Genomic DNA, 18,484 nt, shown 5'->3' on the forward strand with positions numbered 1-18,484 from the left:
CCAAGCCCACGACACCCAACAAGCCGACAAGACCCGAACCGGTTGGGGCGTCAACGACTACTTCCCACCCACACCACCACCACCAGACCCCCACGACCCCCCACCCTTCTGACCGCCGGCCTCCCACGTGGCGACCTTGCCGAGCGCAGACCAATCGAGATGTGCTCCGCCGTTGGCTAGCAGCGTGAGGAAGCGGTCGCGGATGAGGCTGGCCACCGGGAGTGGCACCTGTAGCGATTCGCCCGCGGCGAGCGCGAGGCGAACATCCTTCAAACCGAGCGTGGCGGCGAAACCGGCGGGCTCGAACTCCTCGCGAGCCATCAGTCCGCCGTACGTCTTGTAGACCGGCGCGTTGAAGAGCGTCGACGTCAACAGCTCGACATACTCCTGCTTGTCGACACCGGCCTTCTCCACCAACGCCATCGCCTCACCGAGCGACTCGATGACCGAGGCGATGAGGAAATTCCCGCTCAGCTTCACGAGGCTCGCCGCCTTCGGGTCGTCGCCCACCACGAACGTCCGCTGACCGATTGCGTCGAACACCGGCGAAAGCGCCTGCACCGCAGCGGGTTCACCCGCCGCGACCACGAACAGCTTCGCCGCCGCGGCCGCCTCTGGCCGCCCGAACACCGGCGCCGCCACGAAACGTTGACCCGCCGCGGCATGCGCGTCCGTCAGTCGCTCCGCCAGCGCCACGCTGATCGTGCTCGACGAGACATGGGTCGCACCCGACGGCAGCGACGCGATGATGCCATCCACACCGAACGTCACCGCTTCCACCGCCGCGTCGTCGGCCAACATCGTGATGACGACGTCACCGCCGCTCGCCTCCGCGACCGTGCGAGCTGCCCTGGCGCCCTTCTGCACAAGCACCGCAACCTTGTGCTGCGAGCGGTTGTAGGCCGCGACATCGTGCCCAGCCTCGACGAGATTGGCCGCCATACCGGCGCCCATGTTTCCCAACCCTACGAACCCGACCTTCACTGCATCCACCATGCCGGGTCCAACAGGGCAGCGCCTAGCTCAATTCCGCCGCGCGATGCACCGCGTTCACGATGCCCTGGTAGCCGGTGCATCGGCAGAAGTTCCCGGACAGGCCCTCACGAACCTCTTCGTCCGTCGGATTGGGGTTGTCCCGCAACAGCGCGGTGATCGATACGACGAACCCCGGCGTGCAGAACCCGCACTGCAGGCCATGGCACTCACGCATCGCCGCCTGAACCGGCGACAGCTGGCCGTCCTCACCGGCGATGCCTTCGACCGTGGTGACCTCGCAGCCGTCGGCCTGAACCGCGAACATCAGGCACGCGCGAACCGCCTGCCCGTCGACCAGCACCGTGCAAGCCCCGCATGCGCCGTGCTCGCATCCCAGATGCGTTCCGGTCAGCCCACAGTTCTCGCGCAGATAATCCGCCAACGTCAACCGGGGCTCGACGGTCGCCTCCGTAGGCACCCCGTTGACGGAAACCCGAACCGGCCACTCATGCATTGCTTGCCCCTGTGATCGCAGATTCCCAGGCCCTGGCCACCATCGTGGCGCCGACCTTGGCTCGGTAGGCGGCCGACCCCTGCAGGTCGGCCGGAATGTCATCCAGACCGCTGATCGCGAGTTGGCCGATCTCATCGGCGGCGATATCGCCGACCGCCTTGCCGACCACGGCTTCCTCTGCGCCACTGCCGCGCAACGGCGTCGAGCCCAACCCGAGCAGACCTATGCCGCAGCGTGCAATCCGATCATCGGAATCCAACTCGACCGCCACCGCGGCCCCCGCGATCGCGAAGTCACCGTGCCTGCGGGCGAACTCCTCGACCGCGAAACCGGACCGGCCGCCCCACACTGGGAAGCTCACCGCCGTGAGAATCTCGCCCGGCTGCAACGACGTCTCCCACAGTCCGGTGAAAAAGTCTGCTGCCGCGATGTTTCGGGTGCCCTGCGACGACACCACCTCCATCTTTGCGTCCAACGCCAGCGCCACTGCGGCGTACTCCGCAGCGGGATCCGCATGTGCGATCGCGCCGCCGATTGTCCCCCTCGTACGGATCTGAAAGTGCCCGATATAAGGCGTCGCCAAGGTCAGCAACGGCACCGAATCGGCGACCTCGTCGTCCATTCCGACGAAGGCATGCGGCGTGCCCGCACCGATGCGCACCTCGTCACCGCACAGATCGATGCTCTGCAGTTCGGCGATACGCGAGATGTCGATCAGGTTCTCGAAATGCGTCAGCCGCATCGCCAGCATGGGGACGAGGCTCTGCCCGCCGGCCAGGATCTTCGCGTCGTCGCCGAACTCATCGAGCAGATCGGCGGCCTCCTTGACGGACTCGGGCCGGTGATAGGCGAAGGGGGCTGCCTTCATCGGGCCGGCGACACGTTCTCGAGCAACCGCAACAATGCGGCCTGCACGTCGTCGGCCACCGCCGCGGGAGACTTGCGCTTGCGCCGCCCGAGCAGGAATCCGACCACCACACCCGCGCCGATGGCGGCCACCACCGGCCCGTAGCGCTTGGCGAGCGACGGCGCCACCGCCTTCGCGAGAGCCAGGGAGTTGATCGCGTTGTCCTGCGGTGCCGCGGGCTGCGCTGCGGCGGTGGGTGTTTCGCCGATGGAAGTCTCAGGTGCGGATCCGCCGAGCAGATCGGCCTCGAGGTTCTTGGCGAACTGCCCGATCAGGCTGCTGGACACATCGGCGAGCACGCCCCGACCGAACTGCGCCGCCTTACCTGAGATCGTCAGGTCCGTGGTGATGAGGACTGTGGTGGAGTCGCCCTCATCCTTGAGCGCGGCGGTGACGACGGCGGCTGCGTTACCGCTTCCGCGCGTCTCCTTGCCATTGGCCTTGATCACCACGCGCTGCGCCGCCGCGTCCTTCTCCAAGAAGGCCGCTTCGCCCTTGTAGGACACCGTGATCGGGCCGACCTTGACCTTAACCGCACCGGTGAACTCGTCGCCGTCGACGGACAGCAGCTGCGCACCGGGAATGCAGGGGGCGACGCGCTCGACGTCGGTGAGAACCTCCCACGCCTTGGCTGCAGGCACCGCGACGCGAAATTCATTGTTGAGTTCCACTATTGGGCCTCCTCGATGAGGGCAACGATGGCTGATGGACTGGCGGGCAAGCGGGTCAGCGTGACACCGAGCGGCGCCAGCGCATCATTGATGGCATTGATGACCGCGGCCGTCGACCCGATGGCTCCCCCTTCGCCGCAACCCTTGTAGCCGCCGACGCCAGGCCCGGGGATCTCGACGTGGCCGTACTCGATCGGCGGCACCTCGGTGGCCGTCGGCAACAGATAGTCGACAAACGTTGACGCCAAAGGGTTTCCGTCGTCGTCGTAGACCATGTCCTCTAGGAGTGCGCCGCCGATGCCCTGCACAGTGCCGCCCGCGATCTGGCCCTCGACGACGTTGGGGTTGATCATCGGGCCCACGTCCTCACTGACGATGTAGCGCGTCAGCTTCACATGACCGGTGTCGACGTCGACCTCACACGTACACGCGTGCGTGGCGTTGGCCCAGTGGATCATCGCCTCCGGCGGTGACACGAAGCGTGCGGTGGCCTCCAGCGTGGGCGACACACCACCGAGCTGGGCGGGCTCGTAATACGAACGATTGGCGATGTCGGCGAAGCTAACGCTCTTCGAAGAATCATCCCGCGCAGTCGCTTTGGAGCCACCCAGCTCGATGTCGTCGGCGTCGACCCCGAGCATCTGCGCGGCGATCGCGAGGATCTGGTTGCGCAGGATGGTCCCCGCTTCGTTGACGGCACCCGCCGTCATCGGGCCGGACCGGCTGCCCTGCGTGCCCGCGCCGTATGGTGTCACGGCGGTATCGCCCTGAATCGTCGACACATCGTCGATGTTCGCGCCCAACACGTCGGCCGTCAGCTGGACGACGGTGGTCTCGATGCTGTTGCCCGTCGACCCGCCGTTCACGTACACGTTGATCTTGCCTGTGGGCTCCATGCGGATGGTGCAGCCTTCGGTGCCGAGGTGGCCCGTCGCGGCGCCGGTCGGCTCGATGTAGGCCGCGAAGCCGAGGCCGATATAGCGGCCCTCGGCCAACGCGTCGGCCTGCTCTTTCCGAAAACCTTCGTGGTCAAGGATTTTCACGGCCTGCTCGAACGTCTCCACCGGCGCCACATGGTCGTACGGCATGCCGTTGGGGTTGAAGTACGGCATCTCGTCGCGGCGCAGCAGATTCTTGCGGCGCAAGTCGACGGGATCGACGTTCATCTGACGCGCCGCCACATCGAGCAGGATCTCGCGCGCCAACGTCTCGTACTGCCACGGACCGCGATACGCCGCGAGGCCCGGGGTGTTCGAGAACACCGTCTTGTAGTTGAAGCTGGACTTCGGCACCCGGTACGGGCCAGGGAAGAACATGCCGACGGCCGCCGTGGTCAGCACCGGGTACGGCGTCGGATACGCGCCGATGTCATATGTGAAGTCGACGTCGACGGCCAGAATGTTGCCGTCCTCGTCGAGTGCCATGCGCGCCTTGCCGTCGACGTGGCGGGCCTGCCCAGCCGACATAAGATTCTCGCGGCGGTCCTCGATCCACTTGAGTGCCGCGGGCACCTTGCGCGCGGCCAGCATGATGCACATGTCCTCGCGCATCGGCACGACCTTCTGGCCGAACCCGCCGCCGGTGTCGCGCATGATGACCCGCACGCCCTGCGCGGGAATGCCGAGCAGGCGTGCGCAGAACGCGCGCAGTTCGTGGGGTGTCTGCGTCGACGCCCACACCGTCATCTCGGAGGTGGCCGCCGTCCACTCGACGACGAGCCCACGCGTTTCGATCGGCACCGGCGCGTAGATCTGCTGGTAGACATTCGCCGACGCGACGTGTGCTGCCGACGAGAAGGTTTCCTCGTCCGGCGGGGCGCCGCCCATGCCGCCTGCCACGTTGTCGGGGTACGCCTCGTGGACCACCACATCGCTGCCGACGGCCTTGGTGAAGTCGGCGATCGCGGGCAGCGGTTCGTAGTCGACGTCCACCAACTCGACGGCGTCCTCGGCGATGTAGCGGCTCTCGGCGACGACGAGCGCGACCGGGTCGCCGACGAACTTCGCCTCGCCCTCGGCCAGCGGGGGACGGGGCGTGTCGGGCACGTCCTTGCCTGCCACCGCGTGCCAGGCCTCCTTCACCTCGGGATTGAGGTCGGTGGCGGTGAACACGGCGCGCACACCCGGCAGCTTCAGCGCCGCCGACGCGTCGATGCCGTTGATTCGTGCGCGGGCGAACGGGCTGCGCACGAAGCAGGCGTGCAGCATGCCGGGGCGGGTGATGTCGTCGACGAACGTCCCGTGGCCTGTGAGCAGCCGGGTGTCCTCGACGCGAGCGACTCGGGTGCCTGCATAAGCCACGTCTATCGCTCCAATCCGAGGGGCTGGATGGCGGTCAGAGAGTCGAATTATCGTACTGCGATAAACACAGTTCCGGAAGTAGAGAGCGACATTACCGCACGATTTGTCTCATGCATCGTGGTGGATCCGTCCGTCGGTATCGGTCAGCGGTGCGCCTCGTCCTCCCCAGCGTCGGGCGATGATCTCGGCGGCGATCGACACCGCCGTTTCCTCCGGGGTGCGGGCACCGAGATCGAGGCCGATGGGGCTGGCCAGCCTGCCCAGTTCCGCGTCGGTGAGACCGGCCTCGCGCAAGCGCGCCATCCGGTCGTCGTGGGTGCGCCGCGAGCCCATCACCCCCACGTAGCCGACCTGCGGCAGGCGCAGCGCGACCTGCAGCACCGGCACGTCGAATTTGGCGTCGTGGGTGAGCACGCAGATCGCGGTGCGGGAATCGATGGCTCCAGCCGCCGCCTGTTCGGCGAGGTAGCGGTCCGGCCAGTCGACGACCACCTCCTCGGCGCCGGGGAACCGCGCCGGCGTGGCGAACACCGGACGCGCGTCGCACACCGTCACGCGGTAGCCGAGAAACGCCCCTTGCCGGGCCAGTGCCGACGCGAAGTCGATCGCACCGAATATCAGCATCCGCGGACGCGGGGCGTGGCTGGCGACGAACACCTCCATGCCGGTGTCCTGGCGCTGACCGTCGGGACCGTAGGACAGTACGGTCGAGCGCCCGGCGGCCAGCAGCCCCCGCGCATCGTCGGTGACCGCGGCGTCGGCGCGGGCCGAGCCGAGCGAGCCGTCGACGGTGTCTGCCCCGATCACCAGCCTGCGCCCGATACGTTCCGGATCGGGGTGCGCGATCACGGTGGCGACGGCGGTCGGGCGATGCGCCGCGATGTCGTCGGCAATCGCCTCCAATTGCGGGAACGTCTCGCGCGACATCGGCTCGGCGAAGATGTCGATGATGCCGCCACAGGTGAGGCCGACGGCGAAGGCGTCTTCGTCGGTGACCCCGTACCGCTGTAGCTCCGGCTGCCCGGACGCGACGACCTCGTTGGCCAATTCGTACACCGCCGCTTCGACGCAGCCACCCGACACGGAGCCGGTCACCGAACCGTCGGGGGCGACGAACATGGTGGCCCCGGGTTGCCGCGGCGCGGATCGGATCGTGCGCACGACGGTGGCGACCCCGGCCGTGCCGCCGGTCCGCCATACCGACAGCAACTCGTCGAGGACGTCGCGCACGCTCGAAGTGTAAGCCCGAGCCGCGCCGCGGCTGTGCAGATGCTCAGCAGCCGCCGGGACGTTCGTCGAACTCGACGGGGAGCACTGCCGGTCCGGTGATGCCGACGAGCGGCTTCCACTGCGAGGGGGCCGTCCGGCGCAGATTCGTCATCCGGCGGGTCATGACCACCAGTGCCTCGGCCAGTTCACGGCGGGCCAGGTTCGCGCCGAGGCAGTAGTGCGCGCCTGCGCCGAACGTCTGCATGGGCGGGACGCCCGCCCTGGTGATGTCCAGGCGATCGGGGTCGTCGAACACCTCGGGATCCCTGTTGCCTGCGGCCGTGTTGACCAGCACGAAGGTGCCCGCCGGGATCGTCACACCCGCGTACTCGGCGTCCTCGATGGTCATCCGCATCGCGCCGAAGATGACGGGGTAGAAGCGCATCAGCTCCTCCACCGCGTTCATCGCGAGTTCCGGGTGCTCGGCGAGCAGCTCCCATTGGTCGGGGTGGTCGCACAGGATGTCGATCGCCGCGGCGAGCTGGTTGCGGGTGGTGTCGGTGCCCGCCATCAGGATTCCGGCCGCCAGCATGCGCAACTCGGGGGTCGTCAGCCGGTCACCGTCGTCCTCGGCGCGGATCAGCTCGGAGATCAGGTCGTCGGTCAGCGACTGCCTGCGCTCGGCGACCATGCCGTCGACATAGTCGTCCAGCTCGCTCCAGGCCGAGAGGATCGCGTTCTCGTGTTCGGCCACGTTCCAGCTGAACAGCTTGAAGAAGTCATCGGCCCACTCGGAGAACAGCTTCCAGTCCTGGCTCGGAGCGCCAAGCAGCTCCGCGATCACGGGGACGGGGTAGGGCCGCGCGATGTCCTCGACCACCTCGCAGCGGCCCATGGGCAGCAGCGGTTCGACCAACCGCGTGATGATGTCGGTGATCACCGTGTCCAGCCGACCGACCGCGCGCGGCGTGAACGCCTTCGACACGAGCCGGCGCAGGCGGGAGTGGTCTTCTCCGTTGATGCTGAGCAGCGTCGAGCTCGCCCGGTCCCAGAGCGGGCCAGACGTGATGCCTTGCGTCTCGAGGCCGAGGCCTTCCGGCACGCACAACCGGTTGTCGCGAAGCACGGTCCGCGCCAGTTCGTAGCTGAGGATCTCGGGGCCGTGCGCCCCCATCGCGATCGGTGAGCGCCGGACGGCCTCGCCAAGGCGTCGGTGCGCTTCGTGCGGATCGGGAGCGTTCTCGTAGTCGACGGTGGGTAGGTCAAGTGCGGTGGTCATCGGGCCCTCCTCGCGGCTGACGGACTCTCTGATCGTCGATCCGAGGCGAGGAAGCGGACTAGCGTAGGCGACTACCCCAACGGAGGAACGAGGTCACGAGTGCGCCACGTCATCGCCCCTCTGCTCGTCGCTTGCGGCACGGCCTGCGCCGCGCACGGTGTCGCCGCGGCATCCCCGGATCAGACCATTCCGCCCGTCTCGGATGCGGCGCGTGCGGCCGGTCTGGTCGACGTCCGGACCGTCGTCCCCGACGCGGTCATCGACCTGCGGTACGCGACGCCGAACAACTTCGTCGGGGAGCAGATGTATCCCGCCGACGCGCGCTGCCTCGTCGATGAGGCGATGGCGGCGGGACTGGCGACAGCGGCCGATTCGCTGCGGTCCGGTGGCGACGTACTCGTCTTCTGGGACTGCTACCGGCCGCACGACGTCCAGGTCCGGATGTATGAGGCGGTCTCCGAACCGGGCTGGGTGTCCCGTCCGGGGCCGTATGCGCGCAGCCATGAAGCGGGATTGTCGGTCGATGTCACGTTGGCCCGCGACGGCGAGTTGGTGGACATGGGAACGGGTTTCGACGAGTTCACCCCGCGCGCGAACGCGTACGCCACCGAGGGAGTCAGTCCGGCCGCGCAGGAGAACCGGACGAGGCTGCGCGACGCGATGGCAGCGGGCGGGTTCACCGTCTACAAGGGGGAGTGGTGGCACTTCGACGCACCGGGTGCCTACGCCAACCACCCGATTCTCGATGTGCCTGTGAATTAGGTGATTTGATTCCCCGGTGCGCAGATTGATCGCGGCCGTTTCGCTGTTCGCGGTGGGCCTGCCGGCTGCGTGCAACAGCGACGCGCCGCCGAGCTCGCTGTTCAACGCCGGCGGCTAGGCGGCCGGCTGTTCGGTCGCGGGCTGTTGGGTCTCCGCCAGGCAGTAGGCGCAAACCTGTGTCCCGAGCGTCGGATAACCGCATCCTCCGCAAACATTGATGACAGCGGTTTCGTTCGCTTCAGGCATGACGCTCTATTACCCCCTTCACTACCAGCTCAACCCTTTCGAGCCCACAGACAATCGCCGCTCAGCTGCAGGTTGAACAACCTCGGCGCAAAGGTGACCTCGAGTGGTTCGCCCGCCGCCCCCTCGGCGACCTCCGGCTCAGAGAGAATACCTGGTCCGAGGACCGTCAGTTGTTCGGCCCGGCACCGAGTGTCCGCAGTTCGCGGCGTTGCGACCCACTCGCCGGACTCGACGTCCGCGTTACGCAGGCCCTCGCCGTGCAGCAGGATCGGCGGGCCGACGCTCAGCCAGCGGTCGCTCGGCGCCTGCGGCGCGGTTTCGGCCTGCCACGTGCCGCCGGTGCACACCAGCGGCAGCTTCACGTCCGCGGGCCGAGTCGCGGCCCCGGCGGCGTCCGGTGGGCACGGCGTACCGGCGACGGGGTCGGCCGCTGCAGTAGCGGCCGAGAACACCACGGCGAGGGCTGCGGCAGCCACCGCGACGGTGCGGTGCACGGTTATTTCACCTTGTTGAGGTCTGTCTTCATCAACATCACGTTGTACTCCGACCACAGCGACAGGTTCCAGTACAGCTCGGAACCGGTGCCCTGCGTCGAGGGCGACCACGGATGCATCATCGGCGCGTAAATCCCGCCGTTTTGCTGTTTCATCAACACCTTGGGCCCCGACCAGCCGCCCTCCGGTCGGTCGGAGGTCCGCATGATGATGCTGTTGTTCCGGTCGGCGTGGAGAACGACGAACTTCTCGAGATGCTTGTTGTACTGAACGGACATCTCGCTGACTCCGCTGCCCGGGTTGATGGTGACGCTTCCGCACGCGCCGGGTGTCGTCGTCGTCTGGCCGAAGATCGGCGTCGCGGCCGCCGGACTGCCCTTCACCCACCCGGGTGCGGTGGCGCCGATGCCGTACCACCCGCCGGCCGTGCCCCCATTCCAGTACTCGTACTTCGACAGGTCGAGGATGTCGCGTTCGGGCACTCGCGCGACGTAGGCCGAACCCAGTCGACCGTTGGGCGTCCCGTAGGCGTAGACGTAACCGTCGCCCGGCCTGACAAACGCCATCTGCTGGAAATTCTGATTACCGCTCCCCGGGGTGTTGTAGCGGACGGTCTGCGGCGCAACCGTCCATGTCTCGCCGTTGTCTTCGGAGTACGCGATCGCCGAGTAGTTCGTCGTCCACTGGCCCGGAGCGCCCCACTTGGTCACGGACATGAAGCTGATGTACTGCGTCACCCCGTATTCGGTTCCAGGTGTCGGCACCGAGATCCCGGCGGTCGGAATCAGAGTGATCCCGGCGGGCAGGCCGCTGGGGAAGATGATCTGCCGAGCCATGTACTGGTACGGCGCACCCGAGGGGACGTACGTCAACGGCGATCCGCCGAAGTCGTTGCCGGTGAACCATTCTGGATCCGTGAAATCCAGACCGTCCAACAGATTTGCGTCGACGCTGCGGAACAGAATGTTCGACCGCCAATGGGTGCCCGCTGCCATGCCGCCGACGCCGAAGGTGTCGCCGAAGGCGATCAGAATCTGGTGTTCGTTGTACGGGGTACTCGGGTCGTCCTCCATGCCGTTGTCCCACATGATGCCGAGGTCGGTACCCGTGACGCCGTAGTAGAACTGCGTATTGTTCGCCGGATTGTTTCCGGTGATCCAGTCCACGAATTGGGTTGAGACGCTGAGCCATTGGCCGGGTTGGGGGAAGACCGGCCGAGCGGTCGGTGGCGGTGTTGCGAGCGCCTGGCTCGTCGTTTGTGCGGAGGCGAGCGTCATGTCCTCAGTGGACTGGCCGGTGAGTGCGTCGACGAGATCGTCCACCTCGCGGCGGGCCGCGGCGAGGAGGGTCCACGCGAGCGGGGCGGAGGGATCGATCGGCGTGCTACCCGCAAGGGGGTTGAGCAATGCGTCGACCACGTCGGACACGATTTCCACTGCGGCCGTGAGCAGGTCGGGGTCTTCGGTGGTGTCTTCGGTTTCGGTGGTCCCGATGAGGTCTTCCGTTGTCTGCGCGGCCATCATCGGCGAGATGTTCAGCGGGCCCGATGCGGCGAGAACACGCGCATCGACGAACGTAGCGACGTCCTTGACCTCTTGATTGACTTGATTGACCGAGCCGGGGTCCGTTGATGATTGGGTGGTCAGCGCGGTTGTCGTGCCGGCCTGCTGTGTCTTCGATGATGTGGCGGGCTCATAGTCCGAACCCTTGGTGTCGTCCTTGCCGTCGTCCTTGGTGACGACCGGTGGGACCGTCTCCTTCTCGGTCTCGTCCTGGACGGTGGTTTCTTGTTCATCGCCGGGAAGCTCCGGTTGTTCGGTGGGCTTCTCGGTCTCCGCCGGCTCGGGCTCCGATTTCTCGTCGTCTTTTTTCTCGTCTTTTTCGCCCGATGCCGCCGACCCTGAGCTACTCAAGGTGCCGGTATTCGTTTGGGCGCTCACCTGCCCGGGTTCTACCGCCCCGCGCTTCTCGTTCTGCGTGGATCCGGTGGTGCCAGAGCTGCCCGTCGCCGACCCGCTCGCAGCGGTCGTCCCGGACGGACTGACCGTTGCGTCGTCGTCCTTCGGGTCATCGTCTTTCGGGTCATCGTCTTTCGACTCGCCGGTGGTTGTAGACCCCGTCGTCGATGTGCCAGTCGTGGACGTGCCGGTGGTCGATCCGGTGTTGGTGGAGGAATCCGTGGACGATGCCGACGATGAATCGTTCGTCTGCGCCGTGGCAACCCCGGGGCTCATGGCGATCGCCGTGCCGACGCCCAACGCGAAGGCCAGCCCCCCGACGCGCCCGATATAGCTGGCAGGTCCCATGCCATCCCTTTCAAAACATGGTCCCCCGACCCGTAGAGAAATTAGATAGCACAGCGGCCGTCCGCGCAGCAAAATAGGTCAAACGTCCCAAAATTCACACTTGTCCCTGTGGGGTTGATCTTGGTGGCGTTTTGTCGAGAAGCTCGGGCGGGGTGCGCTCTCCCGGCTAAGACATCAGGCCGGCTTCACGCAGGGCGTCCTCGTACAGGCCGAACGCGTACTGCAGACCATCTCCGACCCACGCCTCGATGATGTTGACGTGGTCGGCGATGGCCTGTACCTCGAACGCATACGTCTCGAACTGCTTGTCCTGATGCAGGCTGTCTATCTGCTGCCGGGTGCCCTGGATGAGAACGAACCCCCCCAACTGGTCGCTCTGCGGTTTGAGGATCGCGGCATCGAATCGCTCGATCCTGCCCTCGCGCACAAGCTCCTGCAGGTAGCCGGTCAGCTTGTCCTTCAGGAATTCGAGGGCTTGCACCTCGCGGCCCCGTGTGGGGATCCCCCATACCACCCAGACGCCCGCTTCTGCCATGGCTCTCCTTCTACACCCAGATGTTGTGTTCAGTCGCGTGACATGCGGGACACAATCTGTGAAGCTTCCGCGGATGACGCTTGTCGACGAGACATTGACGCCCCACAGCACGCGGCGGGCCTGGACGGCCGTCGTGCTGCTCGCCGTCGTCGGCACGCTCAACTACGCCGACCGCTTTCTGCCCGCGGTACTGGCCGAGCCGATCAAGAACGATCTGGCGTTGTCGGACACCGCAATCGGCGTCATCAACGGCTTCTGGTTCCTCGCCGTCTACGCGGTGCTCGGCCTGGTGATCGCCCGGCTCGCGGACCGCGGCGCCTTCGGCCTGGTCATCTCGAGCTGTCTGACCCTCTGGGGCACCATGACGATGCTCGGCGCGGCGGTCCAGTCGACCTTCCAGCTCGCGCTCACCCGGATCGGCGTCGCGGTGGGCGAAGCGGGCAGCACACCGGCGGCGCACGCCTACGTGGCGCGAAACTTCCCACCGGAGCGCCGCGCCGCGCCGCTGGCCGTCATCACCCTCGCGGTCCCGTTGGCCAGCGCCGCCAGCCTGCTCGGCGGCGGGCTGCTTGCGCACACCCTGGGGTGGCGGACGGCCTTCGTGCTGATGGGTGCGATCAGCGTCGTGTTCGCACCGCTGGTGCTCGTCGCCCTCGGGCGCCGCCAGTCGATGCCGGCCGTCGAGCCCGCCGACAGCGTGGTGCAGACACGGAAAGCGCTGGATCTGCTGAAGAAGCCGAGCTTTCTGGCCGTCGTCCTCGGCGCCGCATTCATCGCGTTCGCGGGGTACTCGCTGACCACCTTCGCCCCCGCCTACCTGATGCGAACACGCGGGATGTCGCTCGGCGACATGGGTGTGCAATATGGTGTCGCCAGCGGCCTGACCGGGATAGCCAGCTTGCTGATCGTGGGACGGCTCGCGGATCGCCTGTCCGCCAGAGATCCTCGGTGGTCCCTGTGGCTGGTGGCCGCGATGACCGCGGCGTTGATTCCGTTTTCGGTGTTGGCGTTCCTGGTCGAAAGCCGAACCCTGTGCGTCTGGTTCATCGCGTTGAGCTACGTCATCGGTACCGCGCACATGGCGCCGTCGATCGCGGCGATTCAACGGTTGGCACGTGTGGAGGAGCGCGCGACGGCGTCGGCCATCCTCTTGTTCTTCGGTTCCATGGTCGGATCGGCGGGGCCTTATCTCACCGGCGCCATTAGCGATGCACTCAAGGCCGACCTCGGCGCCACGTCGCTGGGGCGTGCGCTGCTGATCGTTCCGGTGGCGCAGGTCGTCGCGATCGTCTGCTATCTCGTGGCGAGCCAACGCTTCCTGCGCGAGATCGTCGACAGGTAGGTTCCGAACGTGGCTGCGCTGATGAACCGTCAGATCCTGTTGCGACGCCGGCCGACCGGATTGGTCGCACCCGAGGACACCGAGTTGGTCACCACCCCCGCGCCCGAGCCCGCAGAGGGGGAGGCGCTTGTCCGCACCACGTATGTGGGTATCGACGCCGCTGCGCGCACCTGGCTGAACGACCAGCCGGGTTATCTGCCGCCGGTGCAGATCGGTGAGGTCATCCGCGCGGCGGGCATCGGGGAGGTCGTGGAATCGCGGTGCGCCGCGTACGCCGTCGGCGACGTCGTCACGACGCTGACCGGGTTTCAGGAATACGTCATCTGCCGTGACGACATCTTCACCACACCGGTGCCGGGACCTCAGGACAAAGTCGACCAGCTCGCGGTGATGTCGGTCTACGGGCCGACGGGTGCCACCGCGTACTTCGGGATGGTCGGCATCGGCAAGCCGAAGGAGGGCGAGACGGTGGTCGTCTCCGCCGCGGCCGGTGCGACCGGATCGGTGGCCGGACAGATCGCCAAGATCGCGGGCGCACGCGTGGTGGGAATCGCCGGCGGTCCCGAGAAGTGCAAGGCGGTGGTCGAGGACTTCGGTTTCGACGCGTGCATCGACTACCGCGAGGACGACATCAAGGTCGCGCTGAAGGAGCACTGCCCGCGCGGGGTCGACGTGTATTTCGACAATGTCGGCGGGCCGATCCTGGACGCCGTGCTGGGCCGTCTCGCACCGAAGGCGCGGGTGGTGTTGTGCGGTGTCATCTCCAGTTATCTGACGGGTGAACACCCCGGTCCCGCGAACTACGTAAATTTGCTGGCGAAGACCGCGACGATGCAGGGTTTCAACGCGCTCGACGAATGGGGCAGGTTCGAGGAGGCGTTCGGCCCACTCCGCCAGTGGGAGGCCGAAGGCAAGCTTGTGCATCGGCAAACGATCTACGAGGGCATCGAATCGTGCGTCGACGCGATGAACGGGTTGTTCACCGGCGCGAACATCGGCAAGATGCTGGTGAAGATCAGCGATCCGACATCAACCTGAGTACACGCGGACAAAAGGGGGTACAGAGGGTCATGATCTCCAGCGTCCTACGTTTGCTCGGCGCGGCCGCTACCTCCGCTGCGGCTGTGCTCATCGCGCCTGTTCCATTCGCCGCCGCACAGGGCTGCCCCGACGTCGAAGTGGTCTTCGCCCGCGGCACAGCCGAACCACCCGGCGTGGGTGGAGTGGGCCAGGCGTTCGTCGACGCGGTACGCGCGCAGGCCGAGCCGCGGTCCGTCAACGTCTATCCGGTCAACTACGCCGCCAGTAGTGACTTCGGCGACCGCATCGCCTTCGCCAGGACGGTCGTCGACGGTATCCGCGATGCCGGTGAACACGTCGAGTCGACGGCGGCGAACTGTCCCGACACCAGGATCGTGCTCGGCGGGTTCTCCCAAGGGGCGGCCCTCGCCGGCTACGTGACGTCGGCCGAGATACCCGACGAGGTGCCCGCCGAGTATCGCCAGTTCATCCCCAATCCGATGCCGCCCGAGGTCGCCGAGCACGTCGCGGCCGTGGTGCTGATCGGCCTTCCGTCGCCCGAGTTCATGGGCAGCGTCGGCGCGCCGCCTATCACGATCGGACCGTCCTACGCCGGCAAGACGTTAAAGCTGTGTGCCCCGGACGACACCATCTGCAACGGCGCCGCCCCCGGCCCGCCGAGCTGGGCCCACGCGATGTACGGGCTCAACGGCAGCACCAACGAGGCGGCGGCGTACGCGGTGCAGCGGCTCTAGATTGGGTCACCAGGTAACGGGTAGCTCCCGCATGCCGTAGATACCGGACTCGCCCTTGAACCTCAGTTCGTCGAGGCCGACGGCCAAGCGCAGCCCGTGCACCCGGCGGGCCAGCGTCGCGAACGCGATCTGCATCTCCACGCGGGCGAGGTTCGCGCCGATGCACTGGTGCACGCCGTAACCGAAACCCAAGTGCCCGCGTGCGTTTCGATTGCCGTCCAGCACCTCGGGGTGCGCGACGAAGGCAGGGTCCCAGTTCGCGGCCGGAATGTTCATCACGAGGAAGTCCCCTGCGCGGATCTGCTGACCGCCCAGGACAAGGTCCTCGGTGGCGATCCGGTCGACCTGGCTGTGAACGATGGCGAGATAGCGCATCAGTTCTTCGACGATGTTGGCGATGACGGCTGGGTCGTTGCTGTTGCCGAGGCGGTCGAACAGCTCCCGATGTTCCATCAGCGCAACGGTTCCCAGCGCGAGCATGTTCGCCGTGGTCTCATGCCCGGCCTGCATCATGATCGCTCCGGTGACGGTCGCGGTCTCGGCGCTGATGTCGCCGTTGAGCACGTGGTCGGTGACGAGGCGACCCAGCAGGTCGTCGCCGGGTTCCTGCTTCTTGCGCTCGACCAGCTCTCCGATGTAGGCGAACATCGCCCCGAACGCTTGCGCCTTCTCCTCGTCTGAGGCGTGGACGTCCAGTCCGACCGTCGTGTGGTGGTGGAACAGTTCGAGGTCGTCGTCGGGCACCCCGAGCAGATGTGCGATGACCAGGGACGGCACCGGTAACGCGAAGGCGCGCACCAGATCTGCGGGCGGTCCGGCGTCGAGCATCCTGTCGAGATAGGAGTCGACGATCTCCTGGATCTGGGGCCGCATACCGTCGACCCGCCGAAAGGTGAAGTCTCTGGTCAGCATTCGCCGGATGCGATGGTGCTCGGGGTCGTCCACCCGCGCGAACATCACGGGTGTGTTGTTGTCGCTGTCTTTCGGCAACATCCCCGCGGGGATGGTCTCGGCCGACAGTCGCGGATCGACCAGTGCCGCCCTGATGTCCTCGTACCGGCTGACCACCCAGGTCGGCCGGCCCTGATACATCGCCAGGCGCAGACCCGGCTCCTCGCGCCACTGCGCGAACTCCGCGGGCGGATGCAACGGGCACGACGCCGAGCGGGCGGCGGGAATGGCGGGGAGGTCGGACTCCGTCGCCTCGGAAGTCGTTGTTGTCACCGGCGTTTCCCGTTAAGTGTCAGAACCCTGCCAATTAGCCAGAGCGTAAAGCGCGCCAGAGTGCCAGTCAACTGTCAGTTAGACTGGGCCGATGCCCGCGGTAGCCGACCGCCCGTTGCGCGCCGATGCGGCGCGCAACGCCGAGCGCATTCTGCGCGCTGCGCGTGACGTCTACGGCGAACTGGGGGCGGATGCGCCGATGGAGGCCATCGCCCGCCGGGCAGGTGTCGGCGAGCGGACGCTGTATCGACGGTTTCCGACGAAGGGCGACCTGATCAGCGCCGCCTTGGACCAGAGCATCGCCGAAGACCTCACGCCGATGATCGAGAAGGCCCGCGCCGACAAGGACCCCATGCGCGGACTCGTCACATTGATCGAGGCGGCCATCTCACTCGGTGCTCGCGAACACCATCTGCTGACCGCGGCACGGCGGGCCGGCTCGCTGCGGTCCGACATCTCCGCCGAGCTGAACGACGCCCTGGCCGAACTCACCGCACGCGGTCGCGAAGCGGGGGTGATCCGCTCCGACGTGGTCCCCGACGACCTGCCCCGTTTCATCGCAATGCTCTACAGCGTGCTGCTCACGATGGATTCCGACAGCGACGGCTGGCGGCGCTACGTCGCCCTGCTCGTCGATTCGATATCCACCGGTCCGCGAAGGAAGCTGCCGCGGGCCGTGCCGTTGCGGTTCGAGCCGTCGTCGAATACCTGGCTCTAGTGTGAGCTCGCGGCGTCCGAGATACGCGCTGCGGCGAACGTCGCCGCCTCGTCGGTCATCCCGTTGACCGGATAGAGGTTGTGCGCGGCGCCATCGCCTCCACCGGCCGAGCAGATCGGATCGGTGGGGACGCACAGGTCGAGGGTCTTACCCGCATAGCGGCTGCCCACCGTGATGGGTGGGGCGGCGGTGTTGATCGTCTGCAGGAAGCCGTTCGACGGCTTTCCGAACAGCGCCACCGCGGCCACATGGTCGGCCACCTCCGCGGGCATCGGACCGGTGATTCCCTGCGGAAGGGTGAAGCCAGGTGGCACCGCGTCGGCGGTGATGTACCCGGCCACGGCGGCACCCTGCGAGAAGCCGCCGAGCACGATCTCCGTGTTCGGGCAGGTGTTGGCCACGTCCTGGACCTTGTTCCGCGCATCGATGACGCCATCCGCGGCCGTCGCGAAATCGAGCGACGCAGGGTAGTTGACCGGGTATACGTCCATCGACTTGTCACCGATCTTCGAGCGCAGCGAATCGACGAACGACTGTCCGACTCCGCCGACTCCGGGCGCTTCGAATGTGCCGCGCGCGAAGACAACCTCCACATCTGCACACGCCACCGCCGATGCCGACGGCAGTGGCGCCGATGGCGTCAGCAACGCTGCGACCGCTACCCCCGAAACAATGACCAACCGATTGATGACCCGCATACCTCGCACCGCCTGTGATCGCTCTGGAATTTGCGTGGGCTCAACGCTGGGCTCCGCGTACGCGGAGTTCCCGACTCGGATGGGCGCAAAACTCACGAAGTTGTGCTCAGGGATACTCAGGGCTCGGTCGGAGAAAAGAGGGCACGTGGACCAAGAGACATACGACAAGGGCCGGGAGATCAGGACCGCGGTGCTCGGCGAGGCCTACGTCGCGCAGGCGGCGGGAAACGTCGACGAATTCACGGGCCCCTTCCAGGATCTGGTGACGGAGTACTGCTGGGGCGCGGTGTGGGGCCGCGACGGGCTTCCCCGCAAGACCCGCAGCATGCTCAACCTGGCGATGCTCGCGGTGCTGAACCGGCCGAACGAGCTGCGGACCCACATCAAGGGCGCGCTCACCAACGGCGTCACCCGCGACGAGATTCGCGAAATCTTCATGCAGGTAGCCGTTTACGGCGGGGTGCCCGCCGCTGTGGACAGCTTCCGGGTCGCACGGGCCGCGTTCGACGAGCTCGAGCAGGGCTAGGGC

The 18,484-nt window shown here is 66.8% G+C and carries 18 protein-coding genes; 6 read left to right on the plus strand and 12 right to left on the minus strand.

Annotated features, from left to right (window positions below; genetic code table 11):
- Positions 1–57 precede the first annotated feature (57 nt).
- From G6N43_RS06280 to G6N43_RS06310, 7 genes are all read right to left on the minus strand, one after another.
- Positions 58–984 carry an NAD(P)-dependent oxidoreductase gene (locus tag G6N43_RS06280; protein ID WP_083153785.1) on the minus strand — a complete coding sequence of 309 codons (927 nt, stop codon included), beginning with the start codon at positions 982–984 and terminating at the stop codon, positions 58–60.
- A gap of 34 nt (positions 985–1,018) precedes the next feature.
- Positions 1,019–1,489, minus strand: a complete 471-nt coding sequence (locus tag G6N43_RS06285) for a (2Fe-2S)-binding protein (RefSeq protein WP_083153512.1) — start codon at positions 1,487–1,489, stop codon at positions 1,019–1,021.
- Positions 1,482–2,357: an FAD binding domain-containing protein gene (locus G6N43_RS06290; RefSeq protein WP_083153514.1), complete on the minus strand. Its 876-nt coding sequence runs from the start codon at positions 2,355–2,357 to the stop codon at positions 1,482–1,484. The genes G6N43_RS06285 and G6N43_RS06290 overlap by 8 nt, the downstream gene beginning before the upstream one ends.
- The gene (locus tag G6N43_RS06295; protein WP_083153517.1) at positions 2,354–3,067 is read right to left on the minus strand and encodes an SRPBCC family protein; all 714 of its coding nucleotides are present in this window, start codon (positions 3,065–3,067) and stop codon (positions 2,354–2,356) included. Before G6N43_RS06295 ends, G6N43_RS06290 begins: the two co-directional genes overlap by 4 nt.
- Complete coding sequence (locus tag G6N43_RS06300; protein WP_179967977.1) at positions 3,067–5,367, minus strand: xanthine dehydrogenase family protein molybdopterin-binding subunit; 2,301 nt, start codon at positions 5,365–5,367, stop codon at positions 3,067–3,069. Before G6N43_RS06300 ends, G6N43_RS06295 begins: the two co-directional genes overlap by 1 nt.
- Positions 5,368–5,475: 108 nt before the next feature.
- Positions 5,476–6,597, minus strand: coding sequence for an XdhC family protein (locus G6N43_RS06305; RefSeq protein WP_083153521.1), 1,122 nt, complete (start codon positions 6,595–6,597; stop codon positions 5,476–5,478).
- A 43-nt stretch (positions 6,598–6,640) separates the two neighbouring features.
- Positions 6,641–7,855, minus strand: coding sequence for a cytochrome P450 (locus G6N43_RS06310; RefSeq protein WP_083153523.1), 1,215 nt, complete (start codon positions 7,853–7,855; stop codon positions 6,641–6,643).
- 99 nt (positions 7,856–7,954) lie between these two features.
- Between G6N43_RS06310 and G6N43_RS06315 the strand changes: the two genes are divergently transcribed.
- On the plus strand, positions 7,955–8,617 hold the full coding sequence (locus G6N43_RS06315; protein ID WP_083153525.1) for a M15 family metallopeptidase: 663 nt from the start codon (positions 7,955–7,957) through the stop codon (positions 8,615–8,617).
- Between the two features lie 275 nt (positions 8,618–8,892).
- Here the strand turns inward: G6N43_RS06315 and G6N43_RS06320 are convergent, their stop codons facing one another.
- From G6N43_RS06320 to G6N43_RS06330, 3 genes are all read right to left on the minus strand, one after another.
- Positions 8,893–9,357: a hypothetical protein gene (locus G6N43_RS06320; protein WP_083153527.1), complete on the minus strand. Its 465-nt coding sequence runs from the start codon at positions 9,355–9,357 to the stop codon at positions 8,893–8,895.
- 2 nt (positions 9,358–9,359) lie between these two features.
- A complete protein-coding gene (locus G6N43_RS06325; RefSeq protein WP_083153529.1) occupies positions 9,360–11,663 on the minus strand; it encodes a glycoside hydrolase family 183 protein in 2,304 nt (767 codons plus the stop codon).
- A 166-nt stretch (positions 11,664–11,829) separates the two neighbouring features.
- Positions 11,830–12,198 carry a hypothetical protein gene (locus tag G6N43_RS06330; RefSeq protein WP_083153531.1) on the minus strand — a complete coding sequence of 123 codons (369 nt, stop codon included), beginning with the start codon at positions 12,196–12,198 and terminating at the stop codon, positions 11,830–11,832.
- Positions 12,199–12,271: 73 nt separating this feature from the next.
- Between G6N43_RS06330 and G6N43_RS06335 the strand changes: the two genes are divergently transcribed.
- The 3 genes from G6N43_RS06335 to G6N43_RS06345 are packed head-to-tail and all read left to right on the plus strand — an operon-like array spanning position 12,272 to position 15,315.
- A complete protein-coding gene (locus G6N43_RS06335) occupies positions 12,272–13,540 on the plus strand; it encodes a spinster family MFS transporter (RefSeq protein ID WP_083153790.1) in 1,269 nt (422 codons plus the stop codon).
- Positions 13,541–13,561: 21 nt separating this feature from the next.
- The gene (locus tag G6N43_RS06340; protein ID WP_083153533.1) at positions 13,562–14,578 is read left to right on the plus strand and encodes an NADP-dependent oxidoreductase; all 1,017 of its coding nucleotides are present in this window, start codon (positions 13,562–13,564) and stop codon (positions 14,576–14,578) included.
- A gap of 32 nt (positions 14,579–14,610) precedes the next feature.
- Positions 14,611–15,315, plus strand: a complete 705-nt coding sequence (locus tag G6N43_RS06345; RefSeq protein WP_163658026.1) for a cutinase family protein — start codon at positions 14,611–14,613, stop codon at positions 15,313–15,315.
- Between the two features lie 6 nt (positions 15,316–15,321).
- On the opposite strand, the gene G6N43_RS06350 is transcribed toward G6N43_RS06345, so the two are convergent.
- Positions 15,322–16,539, minus strand: a complete 1,218-nt coding sequence (locus G6N43_RS06350; RefSeq protein ID WP_083153536.1) for a cytochrome P450 — start codon at positions 16,537–16,539, stop codon at positions 15,322–15,324.
- A gap of 91 nt (positions 16,540–16,630) precedes the next feature.
- On the opposite strand from G6N43_RS06350, the gene G6N43_RS06355 reads away from it, so the two are divergent.
- Positions 16,631–17,257: a TetR/AcrR family transcriptional regulator gene (locus G6N43_RS06355; RefSeq protein ID WP_083153538.1), complete on the plus strand. Its 627-nt coding sequence runs from the start codon at positions 16,631–16,633 to the stop codon at positions 17,255–17,257.
- Here the strand turns inward: G6N43_RS06355 and G6N43_RS06360 are convergent.
- Complete coding sequence (locus G6N43_RS06360; protein ID WP_083153540.1) at positions 17,254–17,955, minus strand: cutinase family protein; 702 nt, start codon at positions 17,953–17,955, stop codon at positions 17,254–17,256. The genes G6N43_RS06355 and G6N43_RS06360 overlap by 4 nt on opposite strands.
- A 145-nt stretch (positions 17,956–18,100) precedes the next feature.
- Between G6N43_RS06360 and G6N43_RS06365 the strand changes: the two genes are divergently transcribed.
- Entirely contained in the window at positions 18,101–18,481 is a 381-nt protein-coding gene (locus G6N43_RS06365; protein ID WP_083153542.1) for a carboxymuconolactone decarboxylase family protein, read from the plus strand.
- The last annotated feature ends 3 nt before the right edge of the window (positions 18,482–18,484 follow it).

This window comes from Mycolicibacterium moriokaense (genome assembly GCF_010726085.1).
In the GTDB taxonomy this organism is placed as follows: domain Bacteria; phylum Actinomycetota; class Actinomycetes; order Mycobacteriales; family Mycobacteriaceae; genus Mycobacterium; species Mycobacterium moriokaense.

Coding starts and splice junctions, on each gene's coding strand:
- G6N43_RS06340 (WP_083153533.1), top strand. CDS start 13,562: ATGAACCGTCAGATCCTGTTGCGACGCCGGCCGACCGGATTGGTCGCA.
- G6N43_RS06310 (WP_083153523.1), bottom strand. CDS start 7,855: ATGACCACCGCACTTGACCTACCCACCGTCGACTACGAGAACGCTCCC.
- G6N43_RS06330 (WP_083153531.1), bottom strand. CDS start 12,198: ATGGCAGAAGCGGGCGTCTGGGTGGTATGGGGGATCCCCACACGGGGC.
- G6N43_RS06360 (WP_083153540.1), bottom strand. CDS start 17,955: ATGCGGGTCATCAATCGGTTGGTCATTGTTTCGGGGGTAGCGGTCGCA.
- G6N43_RS06290 (WP_083153514.1), bottom strand. CDS start 2,357: ATGAAGGCAGCCCCCTTCGCCTATCACCGGCCCGAGTCCGTCAAGGAG.
- G6N43_RS06355 (WP_083153538.1), top strand. CDS start 16,631: ATGCCCGCGGTAGCCGACCGCCCGTTGCGCGCCGATGCGGCGCGCAAC.
- G6N43_RS06335 (WP_083153790.1), top strand. CDS start 12,272: ATGACGCTTGTCGACGAGACATTGACGCCCCACAGCACGCGGCGGGCC.
- G6N43_RS06345 (WP_163658026.1), top strand. CDS start 14,611: ATGATCTCCAGCGTCCTACGTTTGCTCGGCGCGGCCGCTACCTCCGCT.
- G6N43_RS06325 (WP_083153529.1), bottom strand. CDS start 11,663: ATGGGACCTGCCAGCTATATCGGGCGCGTCGGGGGGCTGGCCTTCGCG.
- G6N43_RS06285 (WP_083153512.1), bottom strand. CDS start 1,489: ATGCATGAGTGGCCGGTTCGGGTTTCCGTCAACGGGGTGCCTACGGAG.